The sequence below is a fragment of the Micromonospora sp. bgisy143 genome (assembly GCF_057708145.1).
In genome coordinates this window covers 16,755-36,254 of the sequence record NZ_JBYIRN010000019.1, presented here as the reverse complement: position 1 = coordinate 36,254, position 19,500 = coordinate 16,755, and the positions used below count along the sequence as shown (strand labels likewise).

The following is a 19,500-nucleotide window of genomic DNA, read 5'->3' as shown; positions in this document are numbered from 1 at the left end:
TCAGGCCGCGAGCACCGGACCGGTCAGCTCGCGAGCAGCGAGCAGCGTCAGCTTGCGAGCACCGTCGCGACGGCGGCGATCAGGCCGTCCACCGTGCGGCTCGGCGCGAACCGGACGTCCGACCAGGTCCGCCCCCGGTGCAGCCAGACGCTGGGCAGCCCGACCGCGGCGGCGCCGCCGATGTCCGCCTCCGGGCTGTCGCCGACCACCCACGCGCCGCGCAGCGGCATCCGGACCCGCTGCGCGGCGAGCGCGAAGATCCGCGGGTTGGGCTTGCTGACCCCGGCCTCCTCGGAGATCACCCAGTCGGCGACGTAGCGGTCCAGGCCGGTACGACGGATCTTGGCGTCCTCCACGCGTACCGTGCCGTTGCACACCACCACGGGCACCCACCCCGCGTCGTCGGCGATGCGCAGCGCGCAGGCGGTCAGCGGATCGAGCCGGGTCTGCGCCACCACCCCGTCGTGCAACTCCTCCACCAGATCGATCGAGGGGATACGCAGCTCGTAGCGGTCCCGGATCGCGTCGGCCAGGTCCCAGCGGTCGGTCAGCCCGTCCGCGTCGATCGAGACCAGCCAGTCGATGTCGATGAGGGGCGCGCCGATGCCGTCCAGGAAGCGCTCACCCCAGCGGCGGAACGCCCCGGCCCGGTCGAGCAGGGTGTTGTCCAGGTCCAGCAGGAGCAGTGGCACTCGGGCACCCTACGGGACCGACGTGTCCGCCAACAGACCCGCGTGTTTCGACTTCACGATGGGCTTAACCGGTCAGCGACATGCGCGGGCCGCCCTGGCCCGGCAGCAGATCGGCGAGCATCGAATGGGCCGCCCGGGTGGCCGTGAGCGCGGCCGGATCGAGGGTCGCCACGAGCGTCTGCGTGCCCTCGTCGGCGCCCCGGGCGAGCGTACGTCCCTGCGGGTCGTAGATCGCCGCGCCGCCGTTGAAGCGCCACGGGTCGCTGCCGCCCACGGCGTTGGCGAAGACCACGAACATCGTGTTGTCCAGGGCCCGCGCCGCGTAGTACAGGTCCCGGCGGTGCTCCGAGCCGGTCAGGTAGCCACTGGGGCACAGGTAGGCGTGCGCGCCGTCGAGCGCGGCGGCCCGGCCGTGCTCGGGGAAGCAGCCGTCGTAGCAGATGCCCAGCCCGAGCCGCCAGTCGTCGACGAGCAGCGTGGCGCCCCGTCCGCCGGGGCTGAACAGCTCGCGTTCGTCGCCCCAGAGCTGCTGCTTGTCGTACCCGACCCGGACCACGCCGGCGCGGTCGACCACGAGGGCGGCGATGGTCCGCCGGTCGTCCGGGTGCCGGACCGCCGCGCCGACCACCACGGTGCTCCCGGCGGTCCGGGCGGCGGCGCGCAGCGGGTCGAGCCGGCCGTCGGCGACCACCCCGGCCGAATCGGCCGCCACGTGGGTGCCGGCCGGGTCGGCGGCGAGGGTCGGCGGGTGGTACGCGCACAGGTACAGCTCGGGCAGGACGACCACCCGGGCGCCCTGCCCGGCGGCCTGCCGGACCAGGTCGGCGGCGGCCGCCGCGTTGCCGGCGACGTCACCGGGCGTCGGGGTGGCCTGGACGGTGGCGACGGTCAACGGGCCGGACGGCGCGGGGTACGAGCGGGTCACCGGTGGATCGTAAACGGCACGTTACCAAGCCGTACGTACGGTTTGCACCGCCCGAGGTGACCTGCGACGATCGAGGTGTGCCCAGAGTAAGTCAGGACCAGCTCGACGCGCGCCGGCAGGAGATCCTTGCCGCGGCCCGGGCGTGTTTCGCCCGCCTCGGCTACGAGGGGGCCACCGTCCGCCGCCTCGAGGAGGCCACCGGGTTGTCCCGGGGCGCCATCTTCCACCACTTCCGGGACAAGGACTCGCTGTTCCTCGCCGTCGCGGAGGACGACGCCGCCGCCATGGTCGAGACGGTCGCCCGCAACGGTCTGGTGCAGGTGATGCGCGACCTGCTGGCCCGCGCCGTCTCGCCGGACACCACCGGCTGGCTGGGCAGTCAACTGGAGGTCTCCCGCCGGCTGCGCACCGATCCGGCGTTCGCCAAGCGCTGGGCGGAACGCTCGGCCGCGATCGCCGAGGCGACCCGGGACCGGCTGGCCCGCCAACGCGACGCCGGGGTGCTGCGCGAGGACGTGCCCATCGACGTGCTGGCCCAGTTCCTCGAGCTGGCCTACGACGGCCTGGTGCTGCACCTGGCCATGGGCCGACCGGCCGGCGACCTGGGCCCGGTGCTCGACCTGGTCGAGGAGGCGGTCCGCCGCCGCTGAGGGGACGTTCCCGTCGCCGCCGACGGCGCGGGTGCCCCGGCCGGACCGGATGGCGACGGTGCTCCACAATGGGGCCGCCGAACCCCTCCGGCGACAGGAGCAGCCGATGATCGTCCACGCCGCCTCGGGCGACACCTGGGGCATCCCCGGCCCGACCTTCCTGCGGCTCTACCTCGTGGTGGCCGTCGTCCTGACCGCCCTCGCGGTGCTGCACCGGGTACGCCTCGCCACCGGCGCGGAACCCCTCGTCGCCGAACGGCTCGGCGCCCAGGAGGTCGCCTACCTCAACGGTGGGCCGGCCCTCGCGGTGCACGCCGCGCTGGGCGGCCTGCGCAGCAGCGGCGCGATCGACGTCGGCCCGGATCGTCGCCTGCGCACCACCGGCCCGACCCCGACCGGGCTCACCCCGCTGGAGCAGGCGATCCACTGGGCCGCCCACCAGGGCCTCCGGGCCCGGGACCTGCCCCAGGACGAGCGGGTGGCCGCCGCGCTCGACCAGCTCGGCGCCGGCCTCGAAGGACGGGGACTGCGGGTGAGCCAGGCGCAGCAGAACACCGCACGACAGTGGCGGGTCGTCCTCGCCGCCCTGCTGGTGTTCGGCGTCGTACGGCTCTTCGCCGGCCTGGCCAACGGGCGGCCGGTGGGCTTCCTGCTGCTCACCCTGGTCGGCGTGCTGGTGGCGGTGCTGCTGCTCTGGCGGGTGCCGCAGGCCACCCGGGCCGGGCGCAGCGCGCTGCGCGACCTGCGGAACCGGCACCGCCACCTCGCTCCCGACTCGTCCCCCGCGTACGCCACCTATGGCGCGGCCGGCGCGGCGATGGGTGTGGCGCTGTACGGCACGGCGTCGCTCTGGGCCATCGACCCGGGCTTCGCCGAGCAGGCCGAGATCCAGCGCCAGGCGATCGCCAGCAGCGGCTGGTCGTCGGGGGCCGGCACCGGATCGTCGGGTAGCACCGGCAGCTCCTGCGGAGGCGGCAGCTCCTGCGGTGGCGGTGGCGGGTGCGGCGGCGGTGGGTGCGGCGGATGACCGGCCCGTACGGCGTCGGCATCGGCTGGCGGCCCGAGATCGCGGGTTTCGTGGCCGAGCTGCCCGGATTGCGCTTCGTCGAGGTGGTGGCCGAGTCGTTGGCGTCGACCGGGCCCCGGGAGACGGGGCTGGCGCAGCTGCGCGAGCGCGGTGTGACCGTCGTACCCCATGGGGTGCGGCTCTCCCTCGGCGGCGCCGAGCCGGTCGACCCGGCGCGCGTCGCGCACCTGGCCGCGGTCGCCCAGCGGTGGGACGCCCCGCTGGTCAGCGAGCACATCGCGTTCGTCCGGGCCGGCGGGTTGGAGGCCGGACACCTGCTGCCGTTGCCGCGCAGCCGGGAGGCGGTCGACGTGGTCTGCGCGAACGTGGCCCGCGCACAGGAGCAGCTACCGGTGCCGATCGCGCTGGAACCGATCGCCGCCCTCTTCGACTGGCCCGACGACGAGCTGGACGAGGCGGACTTCCTCACCGAGATCCTGGACCGGACCGGCGCCCTGCTGCTGCTGGACGTCGCCAACGTGCACGCCAATGCCCGCAACCGGGGCACCGACCCGCTCGCGCTGCTCGACCGGCTGCCGCTGGACCGGATCGGCTACGTGCACGTGGCCGGCGGGGCGGAGCGCGGTGGCTTCTACCACGACACGCACACCCATCCGGTGCCGCCAGAGGTGCTGGAGCTGGTCGGCGCGCTCTGCGCCCGGCAACGACCACCGGCGCTGCTGCTCGAACGCGACGGCGGGTACCCGCCGGCCGCCGAGCTGCGCGCCGAACTGGACGCCCTGGCCGCCGCGTCCGGCTTCCCGGCCGTGACATGACCGACGCTGTCGCCGACGACCGGGACCGCCGGCCGGGCGGGCACCAGCCGCCGCAACCCGGCCTCGCCGCACGGCAGGCGGAGCTGGTCGCGGCGTTGGTCGCCGGAGGTCCGCCGCCCGCCGGATTCGCGGCCGGGCCGCTGGCCGCCGCGCGGGCGGCGCTGCTGCACAAACGCGCCGGTGAGGTGGCCCGGCACTGGCCGCTGCTCGCCGCCGGCCTCGGCGCGGCCTGGCCCGCGACCTTCGCCGACTGGGCCGCCGACCGCCCCACGGCGGGTTCGCTGCGCGACGGCTGGGAGCTGGCCCGGGCGCTGCGGGAGCGCGACGCCCTGCCACCGGCGGGCGCGGAGGAGCTGGCGGTCCGGGAGGCGAGCCTGCGCTACGACGGGCGAACCCCGCCACGTCCGCGCCGGCTGCCCGCCGTGGCCCGCGCCGGCGGCGCCGTCGCGGTGCAGGTCGCCGGTCGGGTACGCCTGCTGCGTCCCGCCGCCAACGTTGGCGGGGACGCGCCGAATGGGGCACGATCGGCATTATGGATCTCGGACTGACCGACCGGGTGTACGTGCTCACCGGCGCTTCCCGCGGCCTGGGTTACGCGACGGCGCAGTGCCTGGTCGCCGACGGCGCCCGGGTGGTGCTCTCGGCACGGGACCCGGACGCGGTGGCCGCCGCCGCCGAGCAGCTGGGCGGCCCGGGCAAGGCGGTCGGCGTCGCCGCGGACCTGTCCGACCCGCAGACCCCGGAACGGCTCGTCGCGGCGGCCCGCACGCACTTCGGCCGGCTCGACGGCGCGCTGGTCTCGGTCGGCGGGCCACCCGCCGGCAACGCCGCCTCGATCACCGACGAGCAGTGGCGGCACTCCTTCGAGACCGTCTTCCTGGGTACCGTCCGCACGGCGCGCACCGTCGCCGGCGCGCTGCCCGAGGGAGGCGCGATCGGGCTGGTGCTGTCCACCTCGGCCCGTGGCCCGGTGCCCGGCCTCGGCATCTCCAACGGTTTGCGACCCGGCCTGGTCGGCGTCGCCAAGGACATCGCCGACGACTACGGCCCGCGCGGCGTACGCGTCGTCGGTCTGCTGCCCGGTCGGATCATGACCGACCGCAACCGGGAGCTGTTCGCCGCGACCGGCGACCCGGAGCGCGCCCGCGCCGAGGCGGAGGCGAGCATCCCGTTGCGCCGCCTCGGCGACCCGGCCGAGTTCGGTCGGGTGGCCGCGTTCGTGCTCTCCCCCGCCGCGAGCTACCTGACCGGCCTCACCGTGCCGGTCGACGGTGGCGCACTGCGCGGCCTGTGACAACGAACGGCCGCGCCGACGCTCCGACACCGGGCACCGACAGCCGTGCCGGCGATACGCCGTCGGCGCTGGACGGGCGAGCCGGCGATGCGCCCTCGGCGCCGGGCGACCGAGCCGGCGATACGCCCTCGACGCTGAGCGGCCGAGCCGGCGACGCGCCCTCGACGCTGGGCGGCCGAGCCGGCGCGGGTGTTACGCATCCCCGGCCCACTCGGGCGGACCTGGCCGCGGCTGCGGACCGGACCATCCCCGACGTCCTCGCGCCGGGGTTGGCGGTGCTCTTCGTGGGCATCAACCCGGGCCTCTGGTCGGCCGCGACCGGCTGGCACTTCGCCCGACCCGGCAACCGGTTCTGGCCGGCGCTGCACCTGGGCGGGTTCACTCCCCGACTGCTGCACCCGAGCGAGCAGGACGCGTTGCCGGCCCTCGGGCTCGGCATCACCAACATGGCCGCCCGGGCCAGCGCCCGCGCCGACGAGCTGAGCCCTCAGGAACTGCTCGACGGTGCGGCGATCCTGACAGACAAGGTGACCCGGTACCGGCCACAGTGGGTGGCCGTGGTGGGGGTGACCGCGTACCGGATCGGTTTTCAGCGGCCGAAGGCCGCCTTCGGGCCGCAGCCGGAGTCGCTGGCCGGCGCGCGGCTGTGGGTGCTCCCCAACCCGAGCGGCCTCAACGCGCACTTCACGCCGGTGACGCTGGGTGCCGCATTCGCCGAACTGCGCGAGGCGACGACCCTACCCGACCGCCGCCCGGCCTGACCGCCGCGCCGCACGGCCTGACCGCGTCGCGGTTGATCGACTCGGGTACACGGAAGTCGTGCTGTCAACGCGACCGGGACACCCCGACCTCCAGAAAACCGAGTCGATCAACGACATCCACCGTGGACCGGAAACGCCGCCACGTCGCCGTTGTCCGCTGTCGATACCCTGCGCGCATGGCCGGCATTCGCCTCGCGCTGCTGCTCGCACTGTCCCTGGTACTCGTCCTCGCGTCGGTCGTCGTGGTGGCCGTGCGGCGTCGGCGCAAAATCGCCCGAGCGGACTCCAGGCAGGCGGGGCTGGATGCCGCGCGTAAGGCGATCCGGCAGAGCACCCGCGAGAGCCGGCGGCGTCGCCGGGGCAGCATTCGCGGCAAGGGCGGCGGCGGTAACGAGAACCTGGCCATCGACGCCGGCGTGACGAGCGGTCCCGGCGGCATGCCGTAACCCTGTCCCCCTATTGATCGACTCGACATCATGGAAGTCGGGCTGTCGTAGCGGCCGGGACACCCCGACTTTCAGTAACCCGGGATCGATCAGCGGCGTCCGTCAGTTGGCGGCGGCGGGTGGCATCGCCTCGTCGGCGACGTACGTGCCCAGCGGCATGACCACCGGCTCGGGGCCGGTGGCGTCCACGAAGGGACGCGGCGAGTCGGCGACGGCGAACTGGGTGCGGTACAGCTCGGCGTAGAGGCCGCCGACCGCCACCAACTCGTCGTGCCGGCCCCGCTCGACGATCCGGCCGCCGTCGAGCACCAGGATCTGGTCGGCGTCCCGGACCGTGGAGAGCCGGTGCGCGATCACCAGGGCGGTACGTCCGGCGAGCGCCACCGACAGCGCACGCTGCACCGCGGCCTCGCTCTCCGAGTCCAGGTGGGCGGTCGCCTCGTCGAGGATGACGATCGACGGGGCCTTGAGCAGCAGCCGGGCGATGGCGATGCGCTGCTTCTCACCGCCGGAGAAGCGGTAGCCGCGCTCCCCCACCGTCGTGTCCAGCCCGTCGGGCAGTGACCGGACGAGGTCGGCGACCTGGGCACCGGCGAGCGCGGCCCAGATCTCGTCGTCGGTGGCGTCGGGCTTGGCGTAGCGCAGGTTCTCGGCGATCGTCTCGTGGAACAGGTGCGAGTCCTGGGTGACCACGCCGATCTCGTCGCGCAGCGAGGCGAGCGTCGCGTCGCGGACGTCCACTCCGCCGACCAGGACCTGGCCGTCGGTGACGTCGTAGATCCGGGAGACGAGCATCGACAGCGTCGACTTGCCCGCGCCCGACGGCCCGACCAGGGCGACCATCTGCCCCGGCTCGACACTGAACGAGACGCCCCTGAGCACCGGCTCGTTGACCGTCCGGTCGAGGGTGGCGACCTCCTCCAGCGAGGCGAGCGAGATCTCGGCGGCGCTCGGGTAGCGGAAGCGCACGTCGCGGAAGTCGACCCGGCCGGCGCCCCGGGGCACCGGCACCGCGTCGGGCTTCTCCACGATGCCGGGCTGGAGGTCCAGCACCTCGAAGACGCGGTCGAAGGAGACAAGTGCGCTCATCACGTCCACCCGGACGTTGGAGAGTGCGGTGAGCGGCCCGTACAGACGGGTGAGCAGCAGCGCGAGGGTCACCACCGTGCCGGCGCTGACGCCGCCGGTGACGGCGAGCCAGCCGCCGAGACCGTAGGTGAGTGCCTGCGCCAGCGAGGCAACCAGCAGCATCGCCACGAAGAACGTCCGCGAGTACATGGCCGACTGGATGCCGATGTCGCGGACCCGCTCGGCGCGGCCGGCGAACCGGCGGGCCTCGATCTCGGGCTGCCCGAAGAGTTTCACCAGCAGCGCGCCGGCCACCCCGAACCGCTCGGTCATCGTCGCGTTCATCTTGGCGTCGAGGTTGTACGCCTCGCGCGTGATGTCGGCCAGCCGCCGACCGACCCGACGCGCCGGAATGATGAAGATCGGCAGCAGCACCAGCGAGAGCGCGGTGATCTGCCAGGACAGCGTGAACATCACCGCGGCGGTCAGCACCAGCTGGATGACGTTGCTGACCACGCCGGACAGGGTGGAGGTGAACGCCCGCTGGGCGCCGAGCACGTCGTTGTTGAGCCGGCTGACCAGAGCACCGGTCTGGGTGCGGGTGAAGAACTGCAACGGCATCCGCTGCACGTGGTCGTAGACCCGGGTGCGCAGGTCGAGGATGATGCCCTCGCCGATGCGGGCGGAATACCACCGCTGGGCCAGGGACAGCAGCGCGTCGGCGACGGCCAGCCCGGCGATGAACAGGGCCAGCCGGATGACGAGCTGACCGGCCTCGGTGCCGCCCCGGTTGATCGCGTTGATCACGTCGCCGGCGAGCACCGGCGTGGCGACACCGATGATGGCGGCCAGCACGACGGTGGCCAGGAAGACGACGATGTCGCGCCGGTAGGGCTGGGCGAAGGCGACGATGCGGCGGGCCACCCCACGCTTGAGCCGGTGGGCCGAGACCTCGTCGCGGTTGCGCATCGACCGGAGCATGCTCCACCCGGCCATGCCACCGCCGGACATCGGGTTGGACACCACTCACCTCCGGGTCGTCGGGCGGACCGTACCGTCAGGTCAATTCTCCCGACAGGTGTGACAACCTCGGTCGTAACCCGGATCTTCCCGCGTGGTCCTTACTATTCGCCCCGGCCGGCGAGGTCGCGGAGGCGGCGGGTCTGCGCCTCACGCTCGGCTCGCTGCTGGTCGGCGTGCGACCGCCCGGCCGCACCGGCGAGCAGCGCCTTGATCTCCACCACCGCGTCGCGCGCGCCGGGTAGCAGGCCCGCCGTCAGGTCACGGACCGCGTCGTCCAGCTCCGCCGGGGGTACGACGAGAGTGGCCAGCCCGATCCGGTCCGCCTCGGCGGCGTCCAGCCGGCGGCCCGTCGCGCAGATCTCCAGTGCCCGGGAGTAGCCGACGAGCTCGACGAGACGCTTCGTACCGGCCAGGTCGGGCACCAGCCCGAGTGTCACCTCGGCCATCGAGAACTTCGCATCCGTGGCGAGGACGCGCAGGTCACAGGCGAGGGCGAGCTGGAAGCCGGCACCGATCGCGTGCCCCTGCACCGCCGCCACCGAGATGACGTCCGGCCGGTGCAGCCAGGTGAAGCCGCCCTGGAACTCGGCGATCCGGTCCGCGCACTCGTCCTCGGGAAGCGTGGCCAGCTCGGCGAACGACCCCGGACCGGACGCGCCGGCCACCGCGAGGTCGAGGCCGGCGGAGAACGCACGCCCCTCACCCCGTACCACCACCACCCGTACGTCACCGGGTAGGTCGCGCGAGAATTCGCTCATCGCGCGCCACATCGCGGGCGTCTGGGCATTGAGCACGTCGGGCCGGCACAACGTCACCGTGGCAACCGGCCCGTCGCAGGTCAGCCGAACCCCGGTCGCCTCGGTGGTCACCGGACTCCCCGGGGCGCGGCGTTGGTCAACGACGCGAAGGGGCGGATCACGCCTTCTTGCGGCGCCGGGCACCGCCGCGCTGACGCAGCTGAACCCCGGACTCGGTGAGCACTCGGTGGATGAACCCGTAGGAACGGCCGGTCGAGGCCGCCAGCGCGCGGATGCTCTCCCCCGAGGTGTACCGCTTTACCAGGTCCTTGGCGAGCGTCTGACGCTCGGCTCCGACGATCCGGCGACCCTTCTCAGTGCTGGTGGCTGTGCCAGTGGCTGCCATGCTGTGTCCTCACGTCCCAGACTGTGCGGTTCGGATACGGTCCCACCTATTAGACCGCCTCGAACGATCATGCGCCAGATATCAACTCTTCGCCAACCGACACGCTATGCAATGTCAGGTTCCCGATAGAGTGATCCTTCCCAACGGTCCCGCACGAGGGCACTTCGGCGCGGTGCCGCCTCCACCCGTACGCTCCCGGGCGTGATCGACCTGTTCGGCACCGCGGCCGGCGCGGCCGTGGTCTTCGCCGCCACCGACATCGACGACATCGTCATCCTCACGCTGTTCTTCGTCGCGGCCCGGACCACCGGCCGGCCCCGCACCTGGCAGATCGTCGCCGGTCAGTACCTCGGCATCGGCGCGCTCGCGGTGGCCAGCGCGGTGGTCGCCGCCGGGCTGCTGGTCGTGCCGGACCCGTGGACCGGGCTGCTCGGCCTGCTGCCGATCGCGCTGGGCGTCCGCGCGCTGTGGAGCGCCGACGACGACGAGCCCGCCACCGTCGTCACCGGCACGCTCGGGGTGGCCGGGGTGACCATCGCCAACGGCGCCGACAACGTGGCCGTCTACGTACCCGTGTTCCGGGCGCTCGGCCCCGCCGACAGCGCGGTGTTCCTGCTGATCTTCGTGGTGCTGATCGGCCTGTGGTGCGCCGCCGCGGCCTGGTTGGGCGGCCACCGGCGGGTGGTCGCGCTGGTGGAGCGGGCCGGGCACTGGCTGGTACCGGCGATCTTCGTCGCGATCGGCGTGGTGATCCTGGTCAGCTCCGGCGTGCTGGGCCACCTGGTCGACCTGCTGGGCTGACGCCCGACAGCCAGGCCGCCTCGACGGCCCGAGGCTCAGGCCAGCTCGACGGTCCCGGGGCGTCAGGCCAGCTCGACCAGTTCGAGCAGGTCGTCGCTCCAGGCGTCCTCGTCACCGTCGGGCAGCAGGATCGCGCGGTCCGGCTTGAGCGCGAGCACCGCACCCGGGTCGTGCGTGACCAGCACGATCGCGCCTGGATAGTTGGCGATCGCGTCGAGCACCTGCTCGCGGCTGACCGGGTCGAGGTTGTTTGTCGGCTCGTCGAGCAGCAGCACGTTGGCGCCCGAGCAGACCAGCGTGGACAGGGCCAGCCGGGTCTTCTCGCCGCCGGAGAGCACCCCGGCCGGCTTGTTCACGTCGTCGCCGGAGAACAGGAACGCGCCGAGGATCTTGCGCAGGTCGGTGTCGGACTGCTCGATGGCGGCGGCCCGCATGTTCTCCAGCACCGTCCGCTCCACGTCCAGCGTCTCGTGCTCCTGCGCGTAGTAGCCCAACCGCAGGCCGTGACCCGCGTGCACCTCGCCGGTGTCCGGGCTGAGCAGGCCGCCGAGCATCCGCAGCAGGGTCGTCTTCCCGGCGCCGTTGAGCCCGAGGATGGCCACCCGGGAGCCCCGGTCCACCGCCACGTTGACGTCGGTGAAGATCTCCAACGAGCCGTACGACTTGGACAGGCCGGTCGCGGTCAGCGGCGTCTTGCCGCACGGGGCGGGGCTGGGGAAGCGCACCTTCGCCACCCGGTCGGCGACGCGTACCTCCTCCAGGCCCGAGATCAGCTTCTCGGCCCGGCGGGCCATGTTCTGCGCGGCGACGGTCTTGGTGGCCTTGGCCCGCATCTTGTCGGCCTGCGCCATCAGCGCGCCGGCCTTCTTCTCGGCGTTGGCCCGCTCGCGGCGGCGGCGACGCTCGTCGGTCTCGCGGGCCTCCAGGTACGCCTTCCAGCCCAGGTTGTAGACATCGATCACGGAACGGGTGGCGTCGAGGAACCAGACCTTGTTGACCACCGACTCCAGTAGCGCGCCGTCGTGGGAGATCACGATGAGCCCGCCCTTGTGGTTGGCGAGGAACCCGCGCAGCCAGGTGATCGAGTCGGCGTCCAGGTGGTTCGTCGGCTCGTCGAGCAGCAGGATGCCGCCGCCGTTCTCACCGGCGTCGCGGAAGAGGATCCGGGCCAGCTCGATGCGGCGGCGCTGACCGCCGGAGAGGGTGCCGATGGTCTGGGCGAGCGCGCGGTCCGGCAGCCCGAGGTTGGCGCAGATCCGGGCGGCCTCGGCCTCGGCGGCGTACCCACCGAGGGCGGCGAACTGGTCCTCCAGCGCGCCGTAGCGGCGGACCAGCTTCTCGTCGGCGTCCTCGGCGAGGCGTTCCTCGAGCTCCTTCATCTGGGCCATCAGCACGTCCAGGCCGCGGGCGGAGAGCACCCGGTCGCGGCCGGTGACCTCCAGGTCGCCGGTGCGCGGGTCCTGCGGGAGGTAGCCGATGGCGCTGCGCTGGTCGATCTGGCCGCCGTACGGCTGCCCCTCACCGGCGAGCACCTTGAGGGTGGTGGTCTTGCCGGCGCCGTTGCGGCCGACCAGGCCGATCCGGTCACCGGGCTGCACGCGCAGGGTGGTGTCGGACAGCAGGATCCGGGAGCCGGCGCGCAGTTCCAGGCCGGTTGCAGTGATCATGTCGTGGGACTCGCTCTCGGGGTCTGGAAGGCTGACTCAGGGCACGCGAAAGCGCCGGCGGGCGGTGGGCCCGTCGGCGCGGGGCGGTTCAGCCTTCGCAGCGCGGCACGGCGACAAGTGTACCGGGCGCCCGTGTGCGACCCGCTCGGATTACCGATCAAGATCATCGGGTACCGGAACGCCTGTCCGGACCCGTCCGGCACTCAGGCGACGAAACGACACACACACGACATTCACCGACTTCAGGCGATCGGGGTCAGCATGGAACTCAACGAGCGGGCCGAGCTCGACACCTCCCAGGCCAACGACCTGGGCCGCGGCAGCGGCGGCGGGGGTGGCGGCATGGGCATCCCCATCCCGGGAGGCGGCGGCCGGGGCGGCATCATCGGCATCGTGGTCGCCGTCATCATCGCCCTGCTCGGCGGCGGCTTCGGTCTGAACGCGATGACCAACGGCGACGAGGGCGGCCAGGCCGGCGGTGACGACCTCGACCAGGTGTGCTCCACCGCGAACCCGGACCGCCTCCAGGACGCGCGCTGCCGCAACCTGCTCTACGTCAACAGCATCCAGGACTACTGGGAGAAGGCGTACCCGGAGCTGGGCAACGGCAACTACGAGCCGACCACCACGAACTTCTTCCAGCAGGCCGTGAACACCGGCTGCGGGCAGGCCGACTCGGGCGTCGGCCCGTTCTACTGCCCCGCCGACCAGAAGGTCTACATCGACCTGAGCTTCTACGACGAGCTGGCCACCCGGTTCGGCGCCAAGGGCGAGTTCGCCCAGCCGTACGTGCTCGCCCACGAGTACGGCCACCACGTCCAGGACCTGCTCGGCACCAACGCGAAGGCCGGCCAGGGCGACCAGAGCGGCCCCAAGTCCGCCTCCGTGCGACTGGAGTTGCAGGCCGACTGCTACGCGGGCGCCTGGGCCAGGCACGCCACCGAGAGCAGGGACAAGAGCGGCAAGGAGCCGCTGTTCAAGTCGATCACCGAGACCGACATCAGCCAGGCCGTCGACACCGCCGAGGCGATCGGTGACGACAGCATCCAGGAGCGCTCGGGCGGGCGGGTCAACCCGGACCAGTTCACCCACGGCACGTCCGAGCAGCGCAAGCGCTGGTTCAGCCAGGGCTACGACAAGGGCGACCCGAAGACCTGCGACACCTTCGGCACCGACCAGCTCTGACACCCGTACACCTCGATCGTGGCAGGCCCTCGGCGGGCCTGCCACGATCGTCGTTTCGGCGCTCAGTCGAGCTTCGACACCTGGTAGTGCCCGATCAACCAGGCGTCGCCGACCCGGCGGACCACCACGCCGAGGTACACGGTCAACGCCGGCCGGTCGACGAAGCCGAACTCGACCTCCAGATAGCCGAGGACGACGTCGGCGGCGAGCCGTCGAGCTTCCCGGATCTCGTAGGCGGCCGTCAGGCCGAGCGGCTGCCCGGCGTAGTACTCGGCGACCCCCTCCCGGCCGACGGCGTACGGGTGCAGGCCCTGAAAAATCGCGTCATCGGTGAAGACCGACGCGACGCGGTCCGGTTCGTGGGCGTCGACCGCCGACCGCCACCGCTCCAGGACGGTCCGCAGGATCTCCTCCTCGCTGCTGGCCACGGTCACCTCCCCGGCCATCCCGGATCGTTGGGGTGCGGCGTCAACGGCGTGACGGTCTCGCGCCGCCAGGCGCGCAGCGGCATCGACGCAAGGACCGCCTCCAACTCGTCCGCGTCGGCGGCCGCGAAGAGCCCCCAGGTACGCCACTCCCCCGGCGCCAGCGGCGGCCGCCACAGCCGCAGCAGACTGCCCTGCGCCGTCAACTCGGCCGAGCGCGCCGCCTCCCGCGCGCGCATCTCGGCAACCCCGTCCTCCGACGTGCCGTCGGGCACCGTCGTCACCATGTCCACCAGGAACTCCACCCGCCCATCCTCCGACCACCCGCGCCGCACCACGCCGTGAACCCCCGATCGGGTGGCGGCCGTCTCCGCTCCGGACTCGACCGGCCGACCAGCCGGCGGCCGGGCGGTGGCCGTCGCGGTCAGTCCGGGGCCGGGTCGCGCAGCCGGATCCGTACCGCCCGGGCCGCGCTCACCGCCGCGACCAGCACCGCGTGCCGAGGCTCCGGCACGTCGAGCAACCGCTCGGCCCGCAGCGGCACGAGCGGGGCCAGCCGCCGGTCCGCGAGTACCGTGTCCACGGCCCGCCGGTCACCGCCGCAGACGAGGGCCGCCAGCTTCGCCGCCTCCGGCAGCAGCAGCCGTACGGCCAGGTCCGCCGCGTCACCCAGCGCCGCCTTCGCCTGGTTGTCGCGCCGCCGGGCGAACCGATGCTGCGACCAACCCCCGGCCGCGGTGCGCCCCTGCACGTACCGGGTGTCCACCTTGGAGACCACCAGCTCCGTGCCCTGCGCCACGCCGATCGCCACCGCGCCCTTGCGGGCCAACAGCAGACCGATCCGGTACGAAGTGCCGGCGGCGGCCACGAAGGCGGCCACATCGGCGCTGGCGGGCGACCCGGGCGGAGTGTGCAGTTCGGCGGTGGCTCCGTCGGGGGCGGTGAGCAGCAGCCCGTACCCCTGCACGGTGGTGGTGGGCGGGCCGTGCCGGTCGGCGAAGCCCTCGACCCAGCGGCCGACGCGGGCCGGGTCGACCTCGACCCACCGGCCTCCCCCGGCGGCGGGTCGACTGGTCACCGCCCGACCGTACACGGCCAGCTCGGGTCGACGACCAACCCGGCCTCGCCCGCACGCAGCGGGCAGGTCGTCAGCCGGGCAGCAGCGCGGCCACCGCCAACGCGGCGATGAGGACGCTGGACAGCACACCCGTGATCAGCCGTCCCCGCGGACCGGTCAGCGCCCGGCCGACCACCGTGCCGCCACCGGCGATGAGCAGTTGCCAGCTCGCCGACGCCAAGAACACGCCGGCCACGAAGGAGGCCGCCGGCAACAGTCCCGCGTCGGCCGTGTCCGGACGACCGAGCACCAGCGCGACGAAGTAGAGCACCGTCGTCGGGTTCAACAGGGTCAACCCGAGCAGCGCCGCGTAGGCCCGACCCGGAGTGCTCATGCCCCGCCCGCCCCGCGCCGTCGGCGTCTCCCGCGCCCGGTGGGCGGCCCAGATCCGCCAGAAGCCGTGCACAGCGAGCGCCAACAGGACCACGGCTGCGATCACCCGCAGCGGACCGGCGACCGGCGCGATGACCTCCGCCAGGCTGGCGCCGCCCAACGCGGCCACCGCCGCGTAGAGCCCGTCGGCCGTCGCCACCGCGAGCGCCGCCGCCGCGCCGACCCCGAACGAGGTACGGGCACTGAGCCCCAGGATGAGGATCGCGATCGCGCCCACCGGGATGGCGACGCCGTAGCCGGCCACCAGGCCGGCGAGGAACGCCCCGCTCATGGCCGTCGGCGTCGGATCGAGGCCCGCCCCGGCACCGGCCGCTGTCGACGACCGGCAGTCGTCGCAGGGACCAGAACCCGCATCGCGTACGCCTCAATCACATCGGCATCCTCCGCGCCGACACCCACCCCCCGCAACGAAGTTTCCCGCCGCGCCGGTCGCGCCCTCGCGCCCTCGCGCCCTCGCGCCCTCGCGCCCTCGCGCCCTCGCGCCCTCGCGCCGATCTTGCACTTACTGACGCCGACATGTCCATCTTCCCGAAATAAGTCCGCGCAGAAAGTGCAAGATCGGCGTGGGAAGGCCCCGCGCCCCGCGCCCCGCGCCCCGCGCCCCGCGCCCCGCGCCCCGCGCCCCGCGCCCCGCGCCCCGCGCCCAGATCCTCACAACATCACCGATATTGCTGCCTCAGACGCGCCGGAAGCAGCAACATCGGTGAAGTTGTGCAGATCTTGCCGGGCCGGCCGCCCGGTGGGCCTGGCCGGCGGGCGGACCGGGCGAGCGGGCCGGGTGCCGGTTTGAAGATCGTGCTCGAACCACGATGTAGTGGCCTCGGGTATGTGCCGAGGCCACTACATCCATGATCGAGCACGATCTTGGCTGGATCAGGGTCGATCAGTGCCGCGCCCCGGTCCAGCGGGGGTCCCGGCCGAGGTAGGAGAGCAGCGCGGTGACGTCATCGGCCTCCGCGCCCGGGTCGAGCGCCGCCGCGTACGCGCCGTAGTTCCGCAGCGGCTCGACGATCTGCCGGGCGACGTCGAGCAGGGGTCGGGCCAGGTCGTCGCTCAACGGGGACGGCTGGCCGGTGGCCACCGCGATGTCCCAGGCGTGCACCGCCGCGTCGAGGGCGGCGGCGACGGCAGCCAGGTGGGCCGGCAGCGCACCGTGCGGCAGCGGCGTCGGCACCTGCGGTTCGTCGTCGGCGACTCCCGCCCAGGCGCGGGCGGACGCGTCGAGGGCGGCGTACACGCCGGTCAGTTTGTCCCCCTCGATCCGCCCGGAGGGCGCGAACGGGTCCTCCTCCGGCCCCGACCCGCCGGTGATCGCCGCGACGTAGGCGAGCTGGTCGCCGGTCGCGTGCTGGAGCACCTGGGTGACCGCCCACCGCTCGCAGGGGGTGGAGAGGTCCCAGGCATCGGTCGGGATCCCCTCGGCGGTCGTCCGCAGCACCCGGTACGCCTCGTCGAGCACGATCCTCCACTGCCCCACTGCCGTCTCGTTCATTGTCCCGACCCTCTCCACCGACCCGTCGAGTCATCTCGTGAAACGGAACGTTCCGCTCCGTTCTGAGTTCAGCTTACCAGACCGGAATGATCCGTTCCACTAAAAGATTCACCTTGAACGAAGTCGAGCGCGGCACCCGACGGGGTGCCGCGCTCGACGAGCGGTGAAGACGAGGTCAGACGTTGAAGCCGAGGGAACGGAGCTGGTCCCGACCCTCGTCGGTGATCTTGTCCGGACCCCACGGCGGGAGCCACACCCAGTTGATCCGGATGTCGTTGACCAGGCCGCCACCGGGGCCGGTGGTCAACGCCTGCCGGGCCTGGTCCTCGATCACGTCGGTCAGCGGGCACGCCGCCGAGGTGAGCGTCATGTCCAGGGTCGCGACGTTCTCGTCGTCGACGTGCACCCCGTACACCAGGCCCAGGTCGACCACGTTGATGCCCAACTCCGGGTCGACGACGTCCTTCATCGCCTCCTCGATGTCGGCGATCATGGCCTTGCTGACGCCACCCGCCGAGGCAGCGTCGCCCGCCGAGGCAGCGTCGCCCGCCGAGGCAGCGCCACCCGCCGGGGCCGCGCCACCCGTCGGGACGGCCGCGTCGCCCGCCGGGGCGGTGGCGTCGCCACTCACCGCGCCGGTCTGCGCCGCGACGGTCTCGTCGGCCTCCGGCGTCGCCGCAGTAGCCGTGTTCTCGCTGCTCATGCCGTCTCTCCGCTTCGCTCCGTGACGCCATGAGGCACCACCGCGCCGAACCACTGATTCGCTCGCTGACGCTCGCTCATGCCTTCACCTCCGGGCTCACGCCCACACCGGCGCGTGCCGCGGCGTCCTTGAACGCCATCCACGGCAGCAGCGCGCACTTGACCCGGGCGGGATAGCGGGCCACACCCGCGAAAGCCACCCCGTCACCGAGTACGTCCTCGTCCGGCGTGACCTGGCCACGTCCGGACATCAACTCGACGAACGCCTCGTGCACCTCGAATGCTTCCCCGGCGCCCCGACCGCGCAGCAACTCGTGCAGCACGCTCGCCGACGCCTGGCTGATCGAGCAGCCCATGCCGTCGTACGAGATGTCGTGCAGCACGTCGCCGTCGGTGGCCACCCGGATGGTGACCTCGTCGCCGCAGGTCGGGTTGACGTGGTGCGCCTCGGCGACCTGGTCGGCCGGGTCCTCGGCGTCGCGCAGGCCACGCCCGTGCGGGTGCTTGTAGTGGTCCAGGATGATCTCCTGGTAGAGCTGGTCGAGCTGCACCATCAGTCGAACACCTTCCGTACCTGCTCCAGACCGCCCACCAGGGCGTCGATCTCCCCCGTGGTGGTGTAGAGGTAGAACGACGCCCGGGTCATCGCCGGTACGCCGAACCGGCTGCACACCGGCTTCGCGCAGTGGTGCCCCACCCGCACCTGCACACCCAGCGAGTCGAGCACCTGGCCCACGTCGTGGGGGTGCACGTCGCCCAGGGCGAACGAGATGGTGCCACCCCGGCCGATCGGTACGGTCGGGCCGAAGATCCGCAGGCCGGGCACCGAGCCGAGGGCGTCCAGTGCGTACGCCGTCAGCTCCTTCTCGTGCCACTGGACGGCCGCCATGCCGATGCCGGTGAGGTAGTCGACCGCCGCGCCGAGCGCGACCGCCTCGGCGATCGGCGGGGTGCCCGCCTCGAAACGGGCCGGCGGCGCGGCGAACGTCGACCGGGCCATGGTCACCGTCTCGATCATCGAGCCGCCGCCCATCACCGGCGGCATGGCCGCCAGCAGCTCACCGCGCCCCCAGAGCACGCCGATGCCGGTCGGGCCGAGCATCTTGTGCCCGGTGAACACGATGTAGTCGGCGTCCAGGTCGACCACGTCGATGGGCAGGTGCGGCACGGACTGCGAGCAGTCCAGCAGCAGCAGCGCGCCCACCTCGCGGACCCGCGCGGTGATCCGGGAGGTCGCGTTGACGGTGCCGAGGATGTTCGACACGTGCACCAGCGAGACGATCTTCGTCCGTTCGGTGACCAGGTCTTCCAGGCCCGACTCGTCCAGCCGGCCCTGGTCGGTCACCGGGAACCAGCGCAGGGTCGCGCCGGTACGCTCGCAGAGCAGCTGCCACGGGACGATGTTCGAGTGGTGCTCCATCTCGGAGATCACCACCTCATCGCCGGGACCGAGCCGGAACCGGGGGTCGCCGTCCGGACGCAGCGAGGCGTTGGAGAAGGCGTACGCCACGACGTTGATCGCCTCGGTGGAGTTCTTGGTGAACACCACCTCGTCGACGCTCGGCGCGTTGATGAACGCGGCGACCTTGGCCCGCGCTCCCTCGTACGCCTCGGTGGCCTCGGTGCCCAGCGTGTGCACCGAGCGCGACACGTTGGCGTTGTGCCGGGCGTAGTGCTCGTCGAGCACGTCGAGCACCTGCCGGGGCTTGTGCGAGGTGTTGGCGCTGTCGAGGTAGACCAGCGGGTGCCCGTTGATCTCCCGATCGAGGATCGGGAAATCGGCGCGCACCCGGGCCACGTCGAAACGCGGCACGTCGTCGTACTGCGGCATCCCCTCGGGGATCGCGATGCTGGTCATCTCGGCAGCGCCTTCC

General features: G+C 72.9%; 23 protein-coding genes. 9 read left to right on the top strand and 14 right to left on the bottom strand.

The genetic code is table 11. The features are described from left to right. Positions 1 to 47: 47 nt before the first annotated feature. Both AC3EN4_RS21455 and AC3EN4_RS21450 read right to left on the bottom strand, forming a co-directional pair. Positions 48 to 692 (bottom strand): HAD family hydrolase, encoded by a 645-nt coding sequence (locus tag AC3EN4_RS21455; RefSeq protein WP_422735885.1) that lies wholly within the window; start codon positions 690 to 692, stop codon positions 48 to 50. 64 nt (positions 693 to 756) lie between these two features. After that, a complete protein-coding gene (locus AC3EN4_RS21450) occupies positions 757 to 1,617 on the bottom strand; it encodes a carbon-nitrogen hydrolase family protein (protein WP_435207511.1) in 861 nt (286 codons plus the stop codon). Between the two features lie 77 nt (positions 1,618 to 1,694). On the opposite strand from AC3EN4_RS21450, the gene AC3EN4_RS21445 reads away from it, so the two are divergent. From AC3EN4_RS21445 to AC3EN4_RS21415, 7 genes are all read left to right on the top strand, one after another. Next, complete coding sequence (locus tag AC3EN4_RS21445) at positions 1,695 to 2,267, top strand: TetR/AcrR family transcriptional regulator (RefSeq protein ID WP_234591495.1); 573 nt, start codon at positions 1,695 to 1,697, stop codon at positions 2,265 to 2,267. Positions 2,268 to 2,373: 106 nt separating this feature from the next. Then, entirely contained in the window at positions 2,374 to 3,294 is a 921-nt protein-coding gene (locus AC3EN4_RS21440) for a TIGR04222 domain-containing membrane protein (protein WP_435207510.1), read from the top strand. Continuing rightward, positions 3,291 to 4,109 (top strand): MbnB/TglH/ChrH family RiPP precursor modification enzyme, encoded by an 819-nt coding sequence (locus AC3EN4_RS21435; RefSeq protein WP_435207509.1) that lies wholly within the window; start codon positions 3,291 to 3,293, stop codon positions 4,107 to 4,109. Before AC3EN4_RS21440 ends, AC3EN4_RS21435 begins: the two co-directional genes overlap by 4 nt. Continuing rightward, positions 4,106 to 4,657: an SCO6045 C-terminal-like domain-containing protein gene (locus tag AC3EN4_RS21430; RefSeq protein ID WP_435207508.1), complete on the top strand. Its 552-nt coding sequence runs from the start codon at positions 4,106 to 4,108 to the stop codon at positions 4,655 to 4,657. The genes AC3EN4_RS21435 and AC3EN4_RS21430 overlap by 4 nt, the downstream gene beginning before the upstream one ends. Beyond that, on the top strand, positions 4,642 to 5,403 hold the full coding sequence (locus tag AC3EN4_RS21425; protein WP_435207507.1) for an SDR family oxidoreductase: 762 nt from the start codon (positions 4,642 to 4,644) through the stop codon (positions 5,401 to 5,403). The genes AC3EN4_RS21430 and AC3EN4_RS21425 overlap by 16 nt, the downstream gene beginning before the upstream one ends. Positions 5,404 to 5,570: 167 nt before the next feature. Then, positions 5,571 to 6,164: a G/U mismatch-specific DNA glycosylase gene (gene mug / locus AC3EN4_RS21420; protein WP_435207574.1), complete on the top strand. Its 594-nt coding sequence runs from the start codon at positions 5,571 to 5,573 to the stop codon at positions 6,162 to 6,164. 176 nt (positions 6,165 to 6,340) lie between these two features. Further along, entirely contained in the window at positions 6,341 to 6,610 is a 270-nt protein-coding gene (locus AC3EN4_RS21415) for a hypothetical protein (protein ID WP_422735891.1), read from the top strand. Between the two features lie 102 nt (positions 6,611 to 6,712). Here the strand turns inward: AC3EN4_RS21415 and AC3EN4_RS21410 are convergent, their stop codons facing one another. The 3 genes from AC3EN4_RS21410 to AC3EN4_RS21400 form a co-directional block, all read right to left on the bottom strand. After that, positions 6,713 to 8,689, bottom strand: a complete 1,977-nt coding sequence (locus AC3EN4_RS21410; RefSeq protein WP_435207573.1) for an ABC transporter ATP-binding protein — start codon at positions 8,687 to 8,689, stop codon at positions 6,713 to 6,715. A gap of 113 nt (positions 8,690 to 8,802) precedes the next feature. Beyond that, positions 8,803 to 9,570: an enoyl-CoA hydratase/isomerase family protein gene (locus AC3EN4_RS21405; RefSeq protein WP_435207506.1), complete on the bottom strand. Its 768-nt coding sequence runs from the start codon at positions 9,568 to 9,570 to the stop codon at positions 8,803 to 8,805. Between the two features lie 46 nt (positions 9,571 to 9,616). Next, on the bottom strand, positions 9,617 to 9,844 hold the full coding sequence (locus AC3EN4_RS21400) for a helix-turn-helix domain-containing protein (protein WP_007462679.1): 228 nt from the start codon (positions 9,842 to 9,844) through the stop codon (positions 9,617 to 9,619). A 201-nt stretch (positions 9,845 to 10,045) separates the two neighbouring features. Between AC3EN4_RS21400 and AC3EN4_RS21395 the strand changes: the two genes are divergently transcribed. After that, positions 10,046 to 10,645, top strand: coding sequence for a cadmium resistance transporter (locus AC3EN4_RS21395; protein WP_435207505.1), 600 nt, complete (start codon positions 10,046 to 10,048; stop codon positions 10,643 to 10,645). Positions 10,646 to 10,707: 62 nt separating this feature from the next. Here the strand turns inward: AC3EN4_RS21395 and AC3EN4_RS21390 are convergent, their stop codons facing one another. Beyond that, entirely contained in the window at positions 10,708 to 12,312 is a 1,605-nt protein-coding gene (locus AC3EN4_RS21390) for an ABC-F family ATP-binding cassette domain-containing protein (RefSeq protein WP_422735894.1), read from the bottom strand. Positions 12,313 to 12,573: 261 nt separating this feature from the next. Between AC3EN4_RS21390 and ypfJ the strand changes: the two genes are divergently transcribed. Next, complete coding sequence (gene ypfJ / locus AC3EN4_RS21385) at positions 12,574 to 13,497, top strand: KPN_02809 family neutral zinc metallopeptidase (protein WP_435207504.1); 924 nt, start codon at positions 12,574 to 12,576, stop codon at positions 13,495 to 13,497. Positions 13,498 to 13,559: 62 nt separating this feature from the next. Here the strand turns inward: ypfJ and AC3EN4_RS21380 are convergent, their stop codons facing one another. The 8 genes from AC3EN4_RS21380 to AC3EN4_RS21345 form a co-directional block, all read right to left on the bottom strand. Beyond that, complete coding sequence (locus AC3EN4_RS21380) at positions 13,560 to 13,943, bottom strand: YybH family protein (protein WP_435207503.1); 384 nt, start codon at positions 13,941 to 13,943, stop codon at positions 13,560 to 13,562. Further along, complete coding sequence (locus AC3EN4_RS21375; protein ID WP_435207502.1) at positions 13,928 to 14,227, bottom strand: muconolactone Delta-isomerase family protein; 300 nt, start codon at positions 14,225 to 14,227, stop codon at positions 13,928 to 13,930. Before AC3EN4_RS21375 ends, AC3EN4_RS21380 begins: the two co-directional genes overlap by 16 nt. 119 nt (positions 14,228 to 14,346) lie before the next feature. Further along, positions 14,347 to 15,000 carry an acVLRF1 family peptidyl-tRNA hydrolase gene (locus tag AC3EN4_RS21370; RefSeq protein ID WP_435207501.1) on the bottom strand — a complete coding sequence of 218 codons (654 nt, stop codon included), beginning with the start codon at positions 14,998 to 15,000 and terminating at the stop codon, positions 14,347 to 14,349. A gap of 70 nt (positions 15,001 to 15,070) precedes the next feature. Then, positions 15,071 to 15,703, bottom strand: a complete 633-nt coding sequence (locus tag AC3EN4_RS21365) for a LysE family transporter (protein ID WP_435207500.1) — start codon at positions 15,701 to 15,703, stop codon at positions 15,071 to 15,073. Positions 15,704 to 16,315: 612 nt separating this feature from the next. Then, entirely contained in the window at positions 16,316 to 16,924 is a 609-nt protein-coding gene (locus AC3EN4_RS21360; RefSeq protein WP_435207499.1) for a TIGR03086 family metal-binding protein, read from the bottom strand. A gap of 175 nt (positions 16,925 to 17,099) precedes the next feature. Further along, entirely contained in the window at positions 17,100 to 17,627 is a 528-nt protein-coding gene (locus tag AC3EN4_RS21355; RefSeq protein ID WP_435207498.1) for a metal-sulfur cluster assembly factor, read from the bottom strand. Between the two features lie 76 nt (positions 17,628 to 17,703). After that, on the bottom strand, positions 17,704 to 18,177 hold the full coding sequence (sufU, locus tag AC3EN4_RS21350) for a Fe-S cluster assembly sulfur transfer protein SufU (RefSeq protein WP_435207572.1): 474 nt from the start codon (positions 18,175 to 18,177) through the stop codon (positions 17,704 to 17,706). Between the two features lie 2 nt (positions 18,178 to 18,179). After that, a complete protein-coding gene (locus tag AC3EN4_RS21345) occupies positions 18,180 to 19,484 on the bottom strand; it encodes a cysteine desulfurase (RefSeq protein WP_435207497.1) in 1,305 nt (434 codons plus the stop codon). Between the last annotated feature and the right edge of the window lie 16 nt (positions 19,485 to 19,500).